The organism is Halomonas binhaiensis, from assembly GCF_008329985.2.
Lineage (GTDB): Bacteria > Pseudomonadota > Gammaproteobacteria > Pseudomonadales > Halomonadaceae > Halomonas > Halomonas binhaiensis.
The window spans coordinates 1028949-1044259 of the sequence record NZ_CP038437.2 but is presented as its reverse complement, the minus strand read 5'-3'; the positions used below and the strand labels follow the sequence as shown (position 1 = coordinate 1044259).

The 15311-nt window shown below is 57.9% G+C and carries 12 protein-coding genes and 1 riboswitch; of the genes, 6 read left to right on the top strand and 6 right to left on the bottom strand.

Annotation, left to right across the window (positions count from 1 at the left end):
* Nucleotides 1-39 precede the first annotated feature (39 nt).
* Nucleotides 40-1803: a ShlB/FhaC/HecB family hemolysin secretion/activation protein gene (locus E4T21_RS04565; protein WP_149283910.1), complete on the bottom strand. Its 1764-nt coding sequence runs from the start codon at nt 1801-1803 to the stop codon at nt 40-42.
* A gap of 341 nt (nt 1804-2144) precedes the next feature.
* Between E4T21_RS04565 and E4T21_RS04560 the strand changes: the two genes are divergently transcribed.
* Nucleotides 2145-2813: a LysE family translocator gene (locus tag E4T21_RS04560; protein WP_149283909.1), complete on the top strand. Its 669-nt coding sequence runs from the start codon at nt 2145-2147 to the stop codon at nt 2811-2813.
* A 32-nt stretch (nt 2814-2845) separates the two neighbouring features.
* Here E4T21_RS04560 and E4T21_RS04555 read toward each other — a convergent pair whose 3' ends face one another.
* Nucleotides 2846-3697 (bottom strand): helix-turn-helix transcriptional regulator, encoded by an 852-nt coding sequence (locus tag E4T21_RS04555; RefSeq protein WP_149283908.1) that lies wholly within the window; start codon nt 3695-3697, stop codon nt 2846-2848.
* A 185-nt stretch (nt 3698-3882) separates the two neighbouring features.
* On the opposite strand from E4T21_RS04555, the gene E4T21_RS04550 reads away from it, so the two are divergent.
* Nucleotides 3883-5481 (top strand): MFS transporter, encoded by a 1599-nt coding sequence (locus E4T21_RS04550; RefSeq protein ID WP_149283907.1) that lies wholly within the window; start codon nt 3883-3885, stop codon nt 5479-5481.
* Nucleotides 5482-5533: 52 nt separating this feature from the next.
* Here E4T21_RS04550 and E4T21_RS04545 read toward each other — a convergent pair whose 3' ends face one another.
* From E4T21_RS04545 to E4T21_RS04530, 4 genes are all read right to left on the bottom strand, one after another.
* Nucleotides 5534-6310 (bottom strand): ABC transporter ATP-binding protein, encoded by a 777-nt coding sequence (locus tag E4T21_RS04545; RefSeq protein ID WP_149283906.1) that lies wholly within the window; start codon nt 6308-6310, stop codon nt 5534-5536.
* Nucleotides 6311-6360: 50 nt separating this feature from the next.
* Nucleotides 6361-7428, bottom strand: a complete 1068-nt coding sequence (locus E4T21_RS04540) for a FecCD family ABC transporter permease (RefSeq protein ID WP_240349288.1) — start codon at nt 7426-7428, stop codon at nt 6361-6363.
* Nucleotides 7421-8608 (bottom strand): ABC transporter substrate-binding protein, encoded by a 1188-nt coding sequence (locus E4T21_RS04535; protein WP_149283904.1) that lies wholly within the window; start codon nt 8606-8608, stop codon nt 7421-7423. The genes E4T21_RS04540 and E4T21_RS04535 overlap by 8 nt, the downstream gene beginning before the upstream one ends.
* 43 nt (nt 8609-8651) lie before the next feature.
* Nucleotides 8652-8842: riboswitch (cobalamin riboswitch) on the bottom strand.
* A gap of 165 nt (nt 8843-9007) precedes the next feature.
* Nucleotides 9008-9766, bottom strand: coding sequence for an aminoglycoside adenylyltransferase family protein (locus tag E4T21_RS04530; protein WP_149283902.1), 759 nt, complete (start codon nt 9764-9766; stop codon nt 9008-9010).
* 151 nt (nt 9767-9917) lie between these two features.
* Between E4T21_RS04530 and E4T21_RS04525 the strand changes: the two genes are divergently transcribed.
* The 4 genes from E4T21_RS04525 (at nt 9918) to E4T21_RS04510 (ending at nt 15302) form a co-directional block, all read left to right on the top strand.
* A complete protein-coding gene (locus E4T21_RS04525; protein ID WP_149283900.1) occupies nt 9918-10946 on the top strand; it encodes a purine-nucleoside phosphorylase in 1029 nt (342 codons plus the stop codon).
* A gap of 659 nt (nt 10947-11605) precedes the next feature.
* Nucleotides 11606-13192: an arylsulfatase gene (locus tag E4T21_RS04520; RefSeq protein ID WP_149283898.1), complete on the top strand. Its 1587-nt coding sequence runs from the start codon at nt 11606-11608 to the stop codon at nt 13190-13192.
* Between the two features lie 95 nt (nt 13193-13287).
* Nucleotides 13288-14277 carry an HAD family hydrolase gene (locus tag E4T21_RS04515; RefSeq protein WP_149283896.1) on the top strand — a complete coding sequence of 330 codons (990 nt, stop codon included), beginning with the start codon at nt 13288-13290 and terminating at the stop codon, nt 14275-14277.
* Nucleotides 14274-15302: an AAA family ATPase gene (locus tag E4T21_RS04510; RefSeq protein WP_149283894.1), complete on the top strand. Its 1029-nt coding sequence runs from the start codon at nt 14274-14276 to the stop codon at nt 15300-15302. Before E4T21_RS04515 ends, E4T21_RS04510 begins: the two co-directional genes overlap by 4 nt.
* The last annotated feature ends 9 nt before the right edge of the window (nt 15303-15311 follow it).

Below are 15311 nucleotides of genomic sequence, written 5' to 3'. Positions count from 1 at the left end.
TCGCCTACGGATGTGGCGCGTCGTAACGTGCCACTCCCCTTACAGGAAGGCCGTGACGTTGAAATACACCGGGGTCTCGTCGTCCTCGATGAACTCGGGGCGCTCCAGTGAGTGAGCGGTGCTGACATCCACGGCAAGATGCTCGCCTTGTAGACCCAGCCCCACGGCATAGCCGGTCATGCGGCCATGCAGCTCAGGGTTGTGGTCACCGTGATGAATGACGCCCATGTCATAGCCCAGTGACAGCTCCATGCTATGGAACACAGGCCGCGCCATCTCCAGCGGCAGATGCCAGCTGACTTCGTTACGCCAGTAGGCGCCGCTGTCACCACTCAAGGACTGCTCCTTGAATCCGCGAACCGACTCCAGCCCGCCAATCGTCAGGCGATAAGGGCTGTAGAGCACATCGTCACTCCATTGACCATAAGCCAGGCTGGTAAAGCGCAACGACTGGTCGAACAACGAGAACGGCTGCACGGCACTCAGCGTCAGCATGGTCTTCTCGAACTGGGCCTTCGGTTCCCCGGACACCTTGTTCTCGTCATGCTGGGCGCCGAAATTACGCAGTCCCTTGCTCCACTGCAGGTCGGCATTGACCAGCGCACTGCCAATACGGCGGCCGTGGTTGAAGCCCAGGGTCACGTCGGCGAGTGTCTGGCTGCTGAGATCAATGCGCTGGCCGTCAATATTGTTGCGCGTTGTTACCCGGCTTAGGGCAACACTGGCGGAAGTCTTGCTGACCTGATCGCGATGCAGCAGGCGTTCGGCCATCAGCCGGTGGCGCTGGCTGACTCCGTCATAGTCGAAGAGGAAGCCGTCCGCTTCTGCCACAGTGTCATAGGCACTTTCGGTATAGCTGTAGGAGAAGTTCCAATAGCCGAACGGCACGCTGTAATCGATATAGCCATCGCGAGAGCCGATACCGGAGTGACCCGTGACATCATGGCCCCACTGCATGCGTAGCTGGTCGGCCAGGCCCAACGGGCTGTCCCACTCGAAGCCAAGGGCCCATTGCTGCTCACCGGTATCCTCGGTGCCATCGTTATTACGCCCAAGCGAAAATCGCACCGGACGGCCGCCTTCGCTATCGAGCTGAACACGGCTGCCGCCGACCTCCTCGCCCGGCACCAGCTCCATGGTCGATTGGCGCGACGGTAGACGACCCAACTGGTCGACCAGCTGTTCCAGATCACGCAGATTGAGCACGTCTCCGGCGGCCACGGGCGAGGCCATGGAAATTTCCCGGGAAGTGGGCGTCGAGTTGGTGCTTTCCAACGCTTCGATGCGGCCTTCGAACACCACTACCTTCAGCTGACGCTGGGTCAGGTCCTGCTGGGCCAGATAGGCCCGCGTGGTCACGAAGCCTTGGTCTACATAGGCATTGGTGATATCGCCAAGCAGGGCATTGAAGTCCTCGACGGTCAGGCAGCGCCCCTCGTAAGGCGCCACCCAGGCCTGCTGACGCTGGGCATTGAAGCGGGTCACACCATTCAGGTCGATGTCATCGACCTGGACACACTCTGTGGAAGGTGGCGTCACGGGGGCAGAAGGCTTCGCCTCGCGCCCAGGAAGACGCTCCAGCTGTTCCAGCTTTTCGCGTTGCTCTTCCAGCAGGCGACGCTGGTCATCGCGCAGGAAATTGCGATTAAGGGAGTTCGTGGCCGCAGGTGGCGTTGCCCCAGGAGGGAGCTGCTGCGCTGCTCCCACAACAGGCCAGGTCAGTATGGCGATCGGCAACCAGGCAAGACGCCACCATGAAGAACCCGTCGAACGCTTCCAAGTTCGAGATGGTGACAATGTCATACGCCCTCCTGGCTTATTGTTGTTGAATATTTGTGGGAGAAACCTCTAAATACCCAAGTTTGAAACAGCCGCTTCCCTGCCGCGTCATGTTGCAGCCGATTGATGACAGGGAATTGAATATTTCGAAAAAGAGGTATTTTACCAGCGTCTTAAAAGGCGCACAGCGTTGGCCAAGGCTTGAGGCGTAAGTGATCGCTGATCATTTCTGTAATCTATTTCCTACAAAGTTATCGATAAAATATCCAACAAATGACTAGCCCATGTGGAGCCAATGTCAGGCAAACATATCGACGATTGACCTACATTGAGTCATGAATGGAATGATGGAAACGGGAGCCCCCATGTCACTTGAATTTCTGCTGACCTCTCTGGTCGTCGTGCTGTTACCTGGGACGGGAGTCCTCTATACCCTGGCCATTGGGCTGGGACGTGGCTTCAAGGCCAGTATTGCTGCCGCTCTCGGCTGCACCCTGGGGATTGTTCCGGCGGCACTGGCCAGCATCGTCGGCCTAGCTGCCCTGTTGCACACCAGTGCCCTCGCCTTCCAGCTCATCAAGTATCTTGGCGTGATCTACCTGCTCTACATGGCCTGGAAAATATTGCACGACAAGGGCCTGATGGAAGTGCCCGAAAACGATGTTGCAGAAAGCGGTGCTTCAAAAAACGGTGTTCCAGAAAACGGTGTTCCAGAAAACAAAGAAAAGGCAGGCCTCGTACGCGTTGCTACCAATGGTACTTTGCTCAATATTCTGAATCCGAAGCTGTCGTTGTTCTTTCTCGCCTTTCTGCCTCAGTTCGTCTCACCGGATACCCTTCACCCAACGGCTTCTCTGGTTGGACTGGCCCTGGTCTTCATGGCCATGACCTTTGTTGTCTTTGTGGTGTACGGGGCCTTTGCCGCCTACGCGCGGGACTATGTGATTCAGCGCCCTTCGGTCATGCGCTGGATCAAGCGCAGCTTTGCCGGCGTGTTCGGTTTCCTTGGAATCAAGTTGGCGCTTTCCAACTAAAAATACTCAGCCAACTAAAGGTTCTCAGCCAACTAAAAATGCTCGGCAAAATACACCACCATCCGCAGATGGCGGTGCTCATCCACGATCAATGTTTCGTGGTCGAAGTCCTGGCGCGTCGAGTCACTATCCTGGTTTGACTGGGATGAATCACTGTCCGGGCCTGGCCCCTTGCCCTGAATGGCACCGATACCGTAGCTGTAGGCGTCCAGTTCGGCCTTCTGCCACCAGCGGCGCATGTCCGGGGATAACCGAATCAACTCTTCGATCAGCTCCTGCATCGCAGGGTCTTCTGGTGCCGCTGCCAGATCACAACGAAACTGGGCCAGCAAGCGACAGGCATCCCGGTGCCATTCCGGCAGGCGCCGGCGCAAGGACGGATCCGCAAAGACCATGCGCAGCATGTTGCGCTCATGCACTTCCCGTTTGGCAAAGCCGATCAGGTGCTCCGCTGCCGCATTCCAGGCAATCACATCCCAACGCAGGTTCATGACATAGGCGGGGCGTGGCAGCTCATCCATCAATACCTGAATCCGTGCCGAAATGGACTGCCATTGATAGGCCTCCACTGGCGGTGGACGGCGATGCGCAAGCAAGAAGAGATGGCAGCACTCCGCATCGTCCAGCTTCAGCGCATGGGAAACGCTGAGCAGAAAACTTTCCGAGACATTGATGTCACGGCCCTGCTCGAACCAGGTGTACCAGGTCAGCCCGACACCCGCGAGCGAGGCAACCTCTTCACGGCGCAACCCCGGGGTGCGCCTGCGTCCCGTGGTGGGCAGCCCCACATCGGCGGGCGTCAGCTTGTGGCGATGGTGCAGCAGAAACTCGGTGAGTTCACTGCGTGTCCGCTCCAGGCTTCGCCCCTGGTCTTTCTTCGTCATCGAGGTACTCCTGAGCATCGCGATGATTCCGGCCGACATCATCTCGCTGTTGTTATCAGGTATTTACTTTTAGTAATAGGATAACTGGCTATATTGTACCCGGATAATAACAGACCCAACATGTCGTTTCCGCTTGCATCACTGCTCACTTGCTTCACGCGACACATGCTTTGCTGGGAGGCGACATGGCCTACGAATGTAATCAATACCCGTTACCCTCACCTTATCCCCCGCCAATCGGCAGCACGACCTGTCAGGCAAGCCTCAAGGAATGGCTCGGACTGGCTGTACTGGCACTACCGACAGCATTACTGGGCCTTGATGTCACCATTCTCTATCTGGCCCTTCCCGCCCTGGCAGTGGAGTTGCAGCCCAGCAGCAGCCAGGCACTATGGATCATGGATGCCTATGGCTTCATGATTGCCGGATTTCTGATCACCATGGGCACCCTGGGTGATCGCATCGGCCGTCGTCGCCTGCTGATGATCGGTACAGCGCTGTTCGGGACAGCATCCGTCGCGGCTGCCTACGCCACCAGCGCTGAGATGCTGATCGTCGCCAGGGCCCTGCTCGGCATCGCCGGGGCTACCCTCATGCCCTCGACCCTGGCCCTGATCAGCAACTTGTTTGGCGATGCCCGCCAGCGTGCGCTGGCCATCGGCATATGGGCCACCATGTTCGCCCTGGGCATGGCCGCAGGTCCCGTGCTGGGCGGTTGGCTGCTGAGCCATTTCTGGTGGGGATCAGCCTTCCTTGTTGCCGTGCCGATAGCTGCTGTCCTGTTGCTTACCGCTCCTTTGCTGTTGCCGGAATATCGCGCCGCACACAGTGAGCGCCTGGACCTGATCAGCGTGCTGCTGTCACTCGTCGCCATACTCGCGGTGATCTATGGGCTGAAGGAAATTGCCAAGACAGGGCTTGAGACAGGGCTTGAGACAGTACCAGTGTTGGCCATCGCCCTGGGCATTGCATTGGGTAGCGTTTTTGTCCGCCGCCAGGGCCAGTTGGACAGCCCCCTGCTTGATATGCGCTTGTTTGCCAGCCGTACATTCAGCAGCGCATTGATCGTGCTGCTGCTCGGATTGACGACCGTCGCTGGCGTGATGCTGCTGGTGACCCAGTACCTGCAACTGGTGGCAGGATTGACACCGCTGGCAGCAGGACTGTGGATGGGGCCTCCGGCGCTGATGATGGTCATCGCCGGTATCACGGCACCGCTGGTGGCAAGACGGGTTCGCCCAGGCTATGTGGTGTCAGCAGCATTGGCGCTTTCGACCCTGGGTTATCTGTTGCTGGCACTGGTCGGAACGTCTCCGGATGGAGTGTGGACCGCCATCGCAGGTTTTTCGCTGGTCTATCTTGCCCTGGGCACCCTGGCAGCCCTGGGCACAGAACTGGTGATAGGAACGGCCCCCGCCAACAAGGCAGGGTCGGCATCTGCCATGTCCGAAATGGTTCAGGAGTTGGGCATTGCATTGGGTGTTGCCCTGCTCGGCAGCCTGGCCAGCGTCATCTATCGGTTACAGGTCGGCATGACATTGGTTGATATGACACAGGCGGGCGACCTTCCAGCCACTAGCGCCGCTCTCGTGCACGACAGCCTGTGGACAGCGATATCCATGAGTGATCAGTTGCCGGTTCAAGCCGTGGAAGGCGCTCGACAGGCCTTCACCACGGGGCTCAATGTCACGGCTGCCGTCAGCGGGATCGCCATTCTGGCCCTGGCCATTGTCTCGGCGATTTCGCTACGCCATGTGCCTGCGCAGAATGACACCCCGGGATGACACGGCCGGAGCACTCTGACAATTCATTCAGCCAATTCGTTCGGGCAATGGCTCAGTAACTCAGCGACGTGGCGCAGGAGAAACGTATCAGCGGAGGTTCGTCCGGGTCAGGTGTCAGATAGCGTGCCTCGACCCCGAAGACTTCTCGCAGATGCTGTGTCGTCAGCACCTTGCGCGGTTCACCGCTGGCAACGATGGCTCCATCATGCAACAGCACCAAGCGGTCGCATGCCAAGGCCTGATTGAGATCGTGCAGCGCGATGACCTTGGTCACGGGCAAGGCACGAACCAGGGCCAGGATTGACAGCTGATGGCGGATGTCGAGGTGGTTGGTTGGCTCATCCAGCAACAGGATCTCGGGCGACTGTGCCAGGGCCCTGGCAATGTGCACACGCTGACGCTCACCACCCGACAGGGTATGCCAGAGCCTGTCACTGAGGCCGGCCATGTCAACCGCAACCAACGCCTGCTGCACGCAGGCATCATCTTCAGCCCGCCAAGGGCGCAACGGCGACAGGAAGGGAATCCTGCCGAGTTCCACGGCTTCACGCACCGTGATGCGTTCTGCGGTCTCTGCCTGCTGCTCGACCAGGGCCAACTGGCGAGCCCGGACTCTGGCCGATGTCCTGTCCATCGCCTGGCCATTCAACAGCACACGCCCTTTGCCAGGTTTCCTGAGCCCGGCGAGGCATTGCATCAGAGTGGACTTTCCTGATCCATTCGGGCCGATCAGACCAAGGCACTCCCCCGGCTGCAACCGCAACGACACATTGCGCAGGATCGGAGTGCCACGCACGGAAACCGAGAGATTTTCAGCTGCAAGCATCATCTACCGCGCCGTTCATGAGTTCATCGTCCGTAAGTTCGTCGTCCGCAAGTTCATCGTCCACGGGCTCGTCGTCCATGAACCAGAATGAGAGCAAAAGCCGGAGCCCCCACCAGCGCCGTGATCACACCAATCGGCAACACCTGCCCGGGCACGATCACTCTCGACAGCACATCGGCAACGACCAGGAAGACCGCCCCCGCCAGTGCGGTTGCCGGCACCAGCCGATCATGCCTTGTCCCGACCAGGAATCTCATTGCATGGGGGACGACAAGACCGACGAAACCGATGGAGCCAACCTTGGAAACCATCACCCCGACCATCACTGCCGTGACAGTGATCAGCAGCCCTCTCACCGGCCTGACCGCAATACCCAGCGAGGCGGCGCTGTCCGCCCCGAAGGTGAACGCATCAAGTGAGCGCCGATGCCAGAAACACACCGCGGCACCTGCCAGGGCAGCCAGGACCGTCGCCCCGACATCCTCCCAACGGGTGCCCGACAGGTTGCCCATCAACCAGAACATGATGCCGCGCGCCTGTTCCGCATTGGCGGTTCTGGCGATGATGAAGGCAGTCAACGCATTGAACAGCTGCGAGCCCGCTATGCCGGCCAGGATAATCGCTGCCGCCTGGGAGCCTCGCCCTGTGTCGGCCCGACCAGCGACGACCTGAGCCAGCAGGGCGACCAGGGCAAAAGCGACCAGCGCGCCGATGAGCGCACCCAATGACATCGAGATGGCCCCGGCCCCCAGTCCTGCCACGGTGACCACCACCGCGCCTGTCGAAGCCCCCGCAGAGAGCCCCATCAGATAAGGATCGGCCAGAGGGTTGCGCAGCAGTGCCTGCAGTACCACTCCCGTCAGCGCCAGCCCTGCCCCGCAGGCAGCCGCCACGATGGCCCGGCTCAGCCGGTAGCTCCAGATGATGCCTTCATCGATGCGGTTCACTGGATATCCGGCATCCCAGAGCCGATTGGCAACGGTCTCCATCACTACCGACAGGGGAATGCGTGTCTCGCCGATAGCGGTACCGAACAGGATCGCCGCCAGCAACATCCATGGCGACAGCCAGAGCCACAGATGCCCTCGACGGAATGCCTGGGGAGAGCCCACGTCACTCATGTGCATGGTTCATGTGTAAAAAGTTCATTTCCGCGAGCGCCTGAGACAAGCTATCGAGTCCGTGAATCGTGCGCATCGTCGCGCTCATGGCATGCGCATCCATGGTCACGATGCGCCCTTCACGCACGGCCGTCATCTGGCTGGTCACCGGGTCATTACGCAGGAAATCCAGCTTCTGTGCCGCATCATCTGCGGGATAACGCCGCCGATCCATATCCGCAATGACGATGACATCCGGATCCGCCTTGGCGATGCTTTCCCAGCCGACGCCAGGCCATTCTTCATTGGATGAAACCACATTCTCGATGCCCAGCTTCTGCATCATGTAGCCCGGTGCACCAAGGCGCCCGGCAACGAAGGGGTCGCTATCCAGATCGGCTGAAGAGAACCAGAAGACAGCCGACAGATCATCAGGCAGGTCGAGGGCCTTGGCTCGGGCAATGGCCTCGTTTTCCTGGGTTTGGAGGGAGCTCACCAACGCTTGGCCCGCGTCCTTAACATCAAAGATGGCAGCGAGTTCGCGAATGCCCTTGTAGATCGATTCGGTGGCGAAGGCCGCTGTGCGGATACCATCGCCGCCGGTCGAGTTGTCTTTCGTGTCACAGTCAACCGGCATGACATAGGATGCAATGCCAAGGTCGTGGAACATCTCTCGCGTGCCCACGCTTCCCGTATCGCCCACATGCCATTCATATTGTGCGGCCACCAGGTCAGGCCGCTTGCCGACCACGGATTCAAAACTGGGATCATTATCAGCAAGCCGCTCGATCCCCGCGTTCACTTGCTCAAACTCCGGCAGTACCGGGTTGAACCACACCGAAGTGCCCACCACCCGGGAGGCAAGCCCCAGGGAATACAGCACCTCGGTCGCCGATTGGCCAATGGATACGACGCGTTCAGGTGCTCTGTCGAAAGTGACATCCTGACCGCAGTTCGTCAGCGTCAAAGGATAATCAGTGGCATGGCTGGCAGCTTGGGAATCGTCAACTGAAGAGTCGCCGACAGAAGAGCCGTCAACTGAAGAGTCACCAACAAAAGCGCCATCGGCCGAAAGATCGTGAGTCGAAAGATCGTGAGTCGAAAGATCGTGAGTCGAAAGATCGTGCGAAGTCTCGGCATAACCCGAGAACGTCGCAAGGCCTGCGCTGAGCGCGCAGGACGCAAGTAGGATATGTTTCATCTGCCCTTCTCCGGAACACCCCGTCCGGTTGTCGTTGCACGTGGGATTGCACTTGAAGTCGGCAGGTCTCCTGACTGACGGATCGACACTTGCTTCACCTTCCCGGGCTAGATTCCCAGTGGTGCGCCGAAGCAAGTTCACCGCCTACAGTTGCGGGGGCAGTTCCGGTTACCGAGCAAGGCTCGGCACGGATTCCCTTTTCATTCCCGAAGGAAACCGACGAAGCCGAGGCTGCTGCAAAGGTAGCGAGCAACGATCAGGCAAGGCGAAATCAGACGAAGAAGCGCAATTTACGAGATGTAAATGAGCATTTTGAGGAGGATTTCAACACTGCATGATCGAGCGTAGTAGTTTGCCAGCAGTCTCACTGTCCATCATGCCGTAGATATGTTGCCAATGCTACTGAGCATCCCTAATGCGATGTTGCATCGCATTCACTGTGCGCAGGACTTCCTCTTGGCGGGTGCTCCAGTCATCGGCATGCATGCCCAGATAGGCTTCCCGGGCGTCCCTGAGCAGCGCAGCATGCTCAACAGGCAAACGGGGCTCGGCCCAGCTGGCGGCTGCGTCCTTGGTGACGAAATCCCCCTCCGTCAATGTTCGCCACATACGCGCCAGGGTGAGCAGCACATTGCGCTCGTCCCCTTGCAGGGAAGCCAGCAAGTCAGGCAGAAGATCGCCTATTGCGCGGCGTATATCGGCTGGTGGGATAAGCGGGAGCAGCTCGGAAGCACTGGGGCCGAACAGCGGTTTCGCTTCCTGCCGTGCCTGAGCAAGAACGAGAGTAAGCTCTGGATCTTCGGCAGGCTGAGGTATTGCGCCACGCTCAAACTCATGGCGCAGCCATTCACCGTAGATGAACTCACAGCGGGCGGGATAGATATCAGCGACAAGCTGAGTGCGAAGAAAGATCATCAATTCGACAGGGCGAAGGGAGCTATCACGCGCCGGATGTCCCGAAATTCCCATCAGTGCTGTCGTCAGGCTCAGGCGCGTTTCCGAATCCAGCGGCTCGTCAATGACAACCAGCACATCGACATCACTCGAAGGCTGCAGCCCACCAGCGACAGCAGACCCATGCAGGTATGCCGCCACCAGGGAATCCGCCAATAATTCACGGATGACATGCAGCACGTTATCGACTTCAGCGGGAATCATCACGCCCCCTTTTTATCTGGATACCACCACCACCCCGGGCTCGTTATCTCGCAAGCATGACACCAGCCATCTGAGTATTTATTCGGCGCTTCCTCTAAACTCAAGGCGTTTTCTGTATACAACGATTTTATGTACAACAAAAGGGAGCACAATGTCCTCACCGTTCTCGGGTCTACGGGGCCCTCTCACCGCAGCGATCTTCCTCGCCAGTCTACTGCCTATCCCTTCCCTGGCGAACGATGCCTCCTCTTCAACAGAGGTCAAGGTGTTCATTGCCAGCATGTTCGAGATCGGGGAAAACACGGGTGATCGTGCGGGAGAATTCCAGCACTGGTACGAGCATTATTGGCAGGATGCACAACCGGTGGCTGTCAGAGGAGCCACTCACGAACTCTACTGCAATGATGATGGCGTCTGTGGCTCTGTACTCGGCATGGGCAAGGTAGCTTCATCATCATCCATGCAGGCGATTCTGCTCGACCCTCGCTACGACTTCAGCGATACCTATTTCATTCTTAGTGGTGTGGCGGGAACCCCGCCCTCTCAAGGCACCATCGGCATGGTCAGTTGGGCCACCTGGCTGGTGGACTACGATCTCGGCCACCGTTGGGCAGCAGATGAAGGCGAACCCGGCGCTCCAACGTTCATGCCCCGCAAGGGTTATGAGGACATTCGTGTCTATCAACTGAACCCGCAACTGGTAGAACAAGCCATGGTGCTGAGTGAAGACACTCCGTTGCAGGACTCCGAGTCCGCCCAGCAATACCGTGAACGCTATCCCGACAAGAGCGCCCAGCGGACCCCCTTTGTCAGAACCGGTACGCACATGACAGGAGATACCTTCTTTCATGGGCCCGGCTTGTCACAGGAAGCCCAATACATGACCGAGCTCTATGGTGCCGATGACTATGTGATTACCGAGATGGAGGCTGCTGCCATCACCCAGGTCATTGATCGACTGTGGGGGACCGATCGCATCCTTAGCTTGCGTGGCGCGGTGAACTTTGACCAAGGCAACCCCAATGAAACCACACAGGAACACCTGGATCCCGCTCCGGGCAATACTGCAGGGGGGTTCGCCGAAACCGTTGCCAACATAGAATTGGTTGGCTCTCGGGTAGTGGATGAGATCGTCAGCCACTGGGATGACTGGCAATCCGGTGTACCGATGACTCCCTGAACACAAGCACCGCCTGCGAATCGAAGGCGGTGCACTCCTGCAACCATACTACTCTGCCAGCAAGCTCCGCCTATCTGAACGAGTATCCTGCGGCACCGAAGTGCATGTCACCCGAAAAACCTGCCAGGTGCAATTCCAGCGGGGCTCTGCTACTTGGGCTGGCAAAGTCTCTCGCACTAATAACTTCGCTTGTGGAAGCCAACATTCTTGACGGAGGTTAAGAAACGCCAGATTGGAAATCTTGAACACCCAGTGCTCTTTAAATAAAACGCTTTAAACAAAAACGCTTCTCATGAGAACATTTAACATAAAAAACAAGAAAGTTATATCGATAAGGCATAACGCCTATGCCACTGAAGATGCATGCAAAACCTCTCTTAAAAAAAATATCTGGATTTTCAATGACTACCATTTCAAGAGTATGAAAAACATTTTATCCACTTGATTTTTCTTTCTTTATATACCCAATGACATATAAAAAACTACCTCATTAGGAATGCGCGATTTGGTTAAGTTTTCTCCTATACTGTCTCGCTGAGGAAACCTCACTTTGTAGATTTCCTTGATACGTCAACATCCGACGACTCGCACAAGTCAGGGAGGCTCGCGTGTTATCTTCCATACCGTCTCGATCCATGGCTGTACCTCGGCCTGGCCATATGGCTGCCACTCTAACCGCCACGCTGACAGCAGCGACTCTGGCATTTTCCACTCCATCAATCGCTCAAGACGATGCTTCTGGAAATGCACCTCAGACTGACAAGCCCAACATCCTGGTGCTCTGGGGTGATGATATCGGTCAGTCCAACATCTCGGCCTATACCCATGGCCTGATGGGCTACCAGACCCCCAACATCGACCGTATTGCTGACGAAGGCATGATGTTCACCGACTATTACGGCGAGCAATCCTGTACCGCTGGGCGCTCATCGTTCATCACTGGCCAGAGCGTGTTCCGCACAGGCCTGTCCAAGGTCGGTATGCCAGGTGCCAAGGAAGGCCTTAGCATCGAGGATCCGACCATTGCCGGCCTGCTCAAGGCGGAAGGCTATGCCACTGGCCAGTTCGGCAAGAACCATCTGGGGGATCGTGACGAGCACCTGCCTACCAATAACGGTTTCGACGAGTTCTTCGGCAACCTTTACCACCTCAATGCCGAGGAAGAGCCCGAATTACCGGACTACCCTGGCGACATGGTCCTGGCGGATGGGCGTACCTTCCGTGAAGCCTTCGGCCCACGTGGCGTGATCAAGTCCACAGCCGACGGCGAGATCGAGGATACCGGCCCGCTGACCCGCAAGCGTATGGAAACCATCGATGACGAAACCTCTGCGGCCGCATTGGACTTCATCGAGCGCAAGACCGAGGAAGGCACCCCTTGGTTCGTCTGGTGGAACGCCACTCGCATGCACTTCCGTACCCACGTCAAGGATGAGCTGCGTGGTCAGTCCGGCCAGAACGAATATGCCGATGGCATGATGGAGCACGACGCTCATGTCGGCCTGTTCCTGGACAAGCTGGATGAGCTGGGTATTGCCGACAATACCATCCTGTTCTACTCCACCGACAACGGCCCGCATATGAACAGCTGGCCGGATGCGGGTATGACACCGTTCCGTGGCGAGAAGAACACCAACTGGGAAGGTGGCTGGCGGGTACCGGCCATGGTGCGCTGGCCGGGCCATATCGAGGAAGGCAGCATTTCCAACCAGATCATGCACCATATGGATTGGACACCGACCTTCCTTGCCGCTGCAGGTCATGATGGCATCAAGGAAGAACTGATGGAGGGGGGCTATGAGGCCATCGGTCGTGAGTACAAGGTCCACTTGGACGGTTACAACTTCCTGCCCTACCTGACAGGCGAAACTGAAGAATCTCCGCGTCATGAGATCTTCTACTTCTCTGATGATGGCGACCTGACCGCCCTGCGCTACGATGACTGGAAGCTGATTTTCATGGAGCAGCGTGCAGCAGGTACTTTGCAGGTCTGGATGAACCCCTTCACTCCGCTGCGCGTGCCGTTGATGTTCAACCTGCGCCGCGATCCTTATGAGCGGGCTCAGATCACCTCCAACACCTACTATGACTGGATGATGAATCATGCCTTCTTCATGGTTCCTGCCCAGGCCTATGTGGCCAAATTCCTAGAAACGTTCAAGGAGTTTCCGCCACGCATGAAAGCGGCTAGCTTCAGCCTGGACAAGGTGATAGATACCTTAGGCCAGCCTGCTACAGGCAATTAACGACCTATCCACTGGCTGTCCTCCTTCGGGAGGGCAGCCTTGGGCGTTTTTCCGGGTCGGACTTTCTATTGTCGACTTCTTAAGGAAAGGACACCATGAAGACCATACCCTCCCCAGGCATCATCGCCGCTAGTCTGGGCCTGGCCGCGACCCTCTCCGCCCCTCTGGCCTTGGCCGAGCCACTTGAATCCTGGAACGACAGCGCCAGCAAGAAAGCCATCATCGAATTCGTCGAAAACGTCACAGACCCCGACAGCGATGACTTCGTGCCTGAAGAGCAGCGCATTGCTGTATTCGACAATGACGGCACGCTATGGACCGAGCAACCCATGTACTTCCAGTTGGCCTATGCCCTGGACCGTGCCGCCACAGCAGATGAATCCCGACTCGATACAGAGATCAAGAAAGCAGCGGCCAATGGCGACATAGCCCCGGCAATGGCCGCTGGCATGGAAGGGCTCGCTGAAGTCATTGCCATTTCTCACGCGGATATCAGTGTGGATGACTTCCAGACCGATGTACGTGACTGGTTGGCCAACGCCAGACACCCCGACACAGATATGGCTTATACCGACATGATTTTCCAGCCGATGCTGGAACTGCTCGACTACCTGCGTGATGAAGACTTCGATACCTATATCGTTTCTGGAGGCGGTGTCCACTTCATGCGCGCCTTTGCCACCGAGGCCTATGGCATTGCACCACAGAACATCATCGGCAGCAGAGGCAGCGTCGAGCTGGTAGATGAAGATGGCACGCTGACCTTGATGAAGCGCGCCGGCATCGACTATGTCGACGATGGCCCGGGTAAACCCGTCGCCATCGATGAGAAGATCGGCCTACGCCCGATCATGGCCGTCGGCAACTCCGATGGCGATGTACCCATGCTGACCTGGTCCACGCAAGGCGATGGTCCTCGTCTTGGCGTGCTGGTGCATCACACCGATGGTAAGCGAGAAGTCGCCTATGATCGCGACAGTCACTTCGGCAAGCTCGATAAGGGACTGGACGAAGCAGCGGACCGGGGCTGGGTGCTGGTCGACATGGCCAACGACTGGTCGGCTGTCTACCCGGAGGCACAATGACGACTCATGACGATATTCGCGCCGATATCCAGGGCCTGGAAGCAGCCGTTGGCGAATCCATCATCGGCCAGCGCGATGTTATTCGGCGCCTGATCATTGGCCTGCTGGCCAATGGCAACCTGTTGATCGAAGGTCTTCCTGGGTTGGCCAAGACACGCGCCATCAAGGCCCTGTCGAGACACCTGGAGGCGGATTTCAGCCGTATTCAGTTCACTCCCGATCTCCTCCCTTCGGACGTGACAGGCAGCGAGATCTATCACCAGGGCCAGGATGGCCCGCAGTTCCGTTTCCAACCAGGGCCGCTGTTTGCCAATCTGGTATTGGCCGACGAGATCAACCGAGCCCCTGCCAAGGTGCAATCGGCACTGCTCGAAGCCATGGAAGAACGCCAGGTGACGGTTGCCGGGACAACGCACCCCATGCCGGAGCTGTTCATGGTGCTGGCGACCCAGAACCCCATCGAGCAGGAAGGCACTTACCCGCTGCCTGAAGCCCAGATGGACCGCTTCCTGATGCACGTACTGATCGACTACCCCAGCGTGGAGGAGGAAGTGGAAGTGATTCGCCTGGTGCGGCGCGAGGAAGTGACCAGTGCCATGCGCGCAGCTCAATCCATGGATGCCTCAGCACAAGATGGCGAAGCCTCTCTGCCGCAGCCGGTAAGAATTTCCCAGGCATCGGTCTTCGCTGCACGCAGGGAAATCGCCAACCTGCATGTCAGTGATCCAGTCGAGCGCTACATGGCCGACCTGATCGAAGCGACACGCACCCCTGCAGCGTTGTCCGAGGACCTGGGACGCTGGATCGAACTGGGCGCCAGTCCTCGTGCCTCCCTGGCACTGGATCGCTGCGGACGCACCCATGCCTGGCTCGGCGGTCGTGATTATCTGGATCCAGAGGATGTTCAGGCCATTGCCCATGATGTGTTGCGCCACCGCATCGGCCTGAGCTTCGAAGCTCAGGGAGACGGTATCAGTGCCGATGATGCCATCAAGGAACTGATCCGCCTGGTTGCTCTACCCTGAAGACCCGGA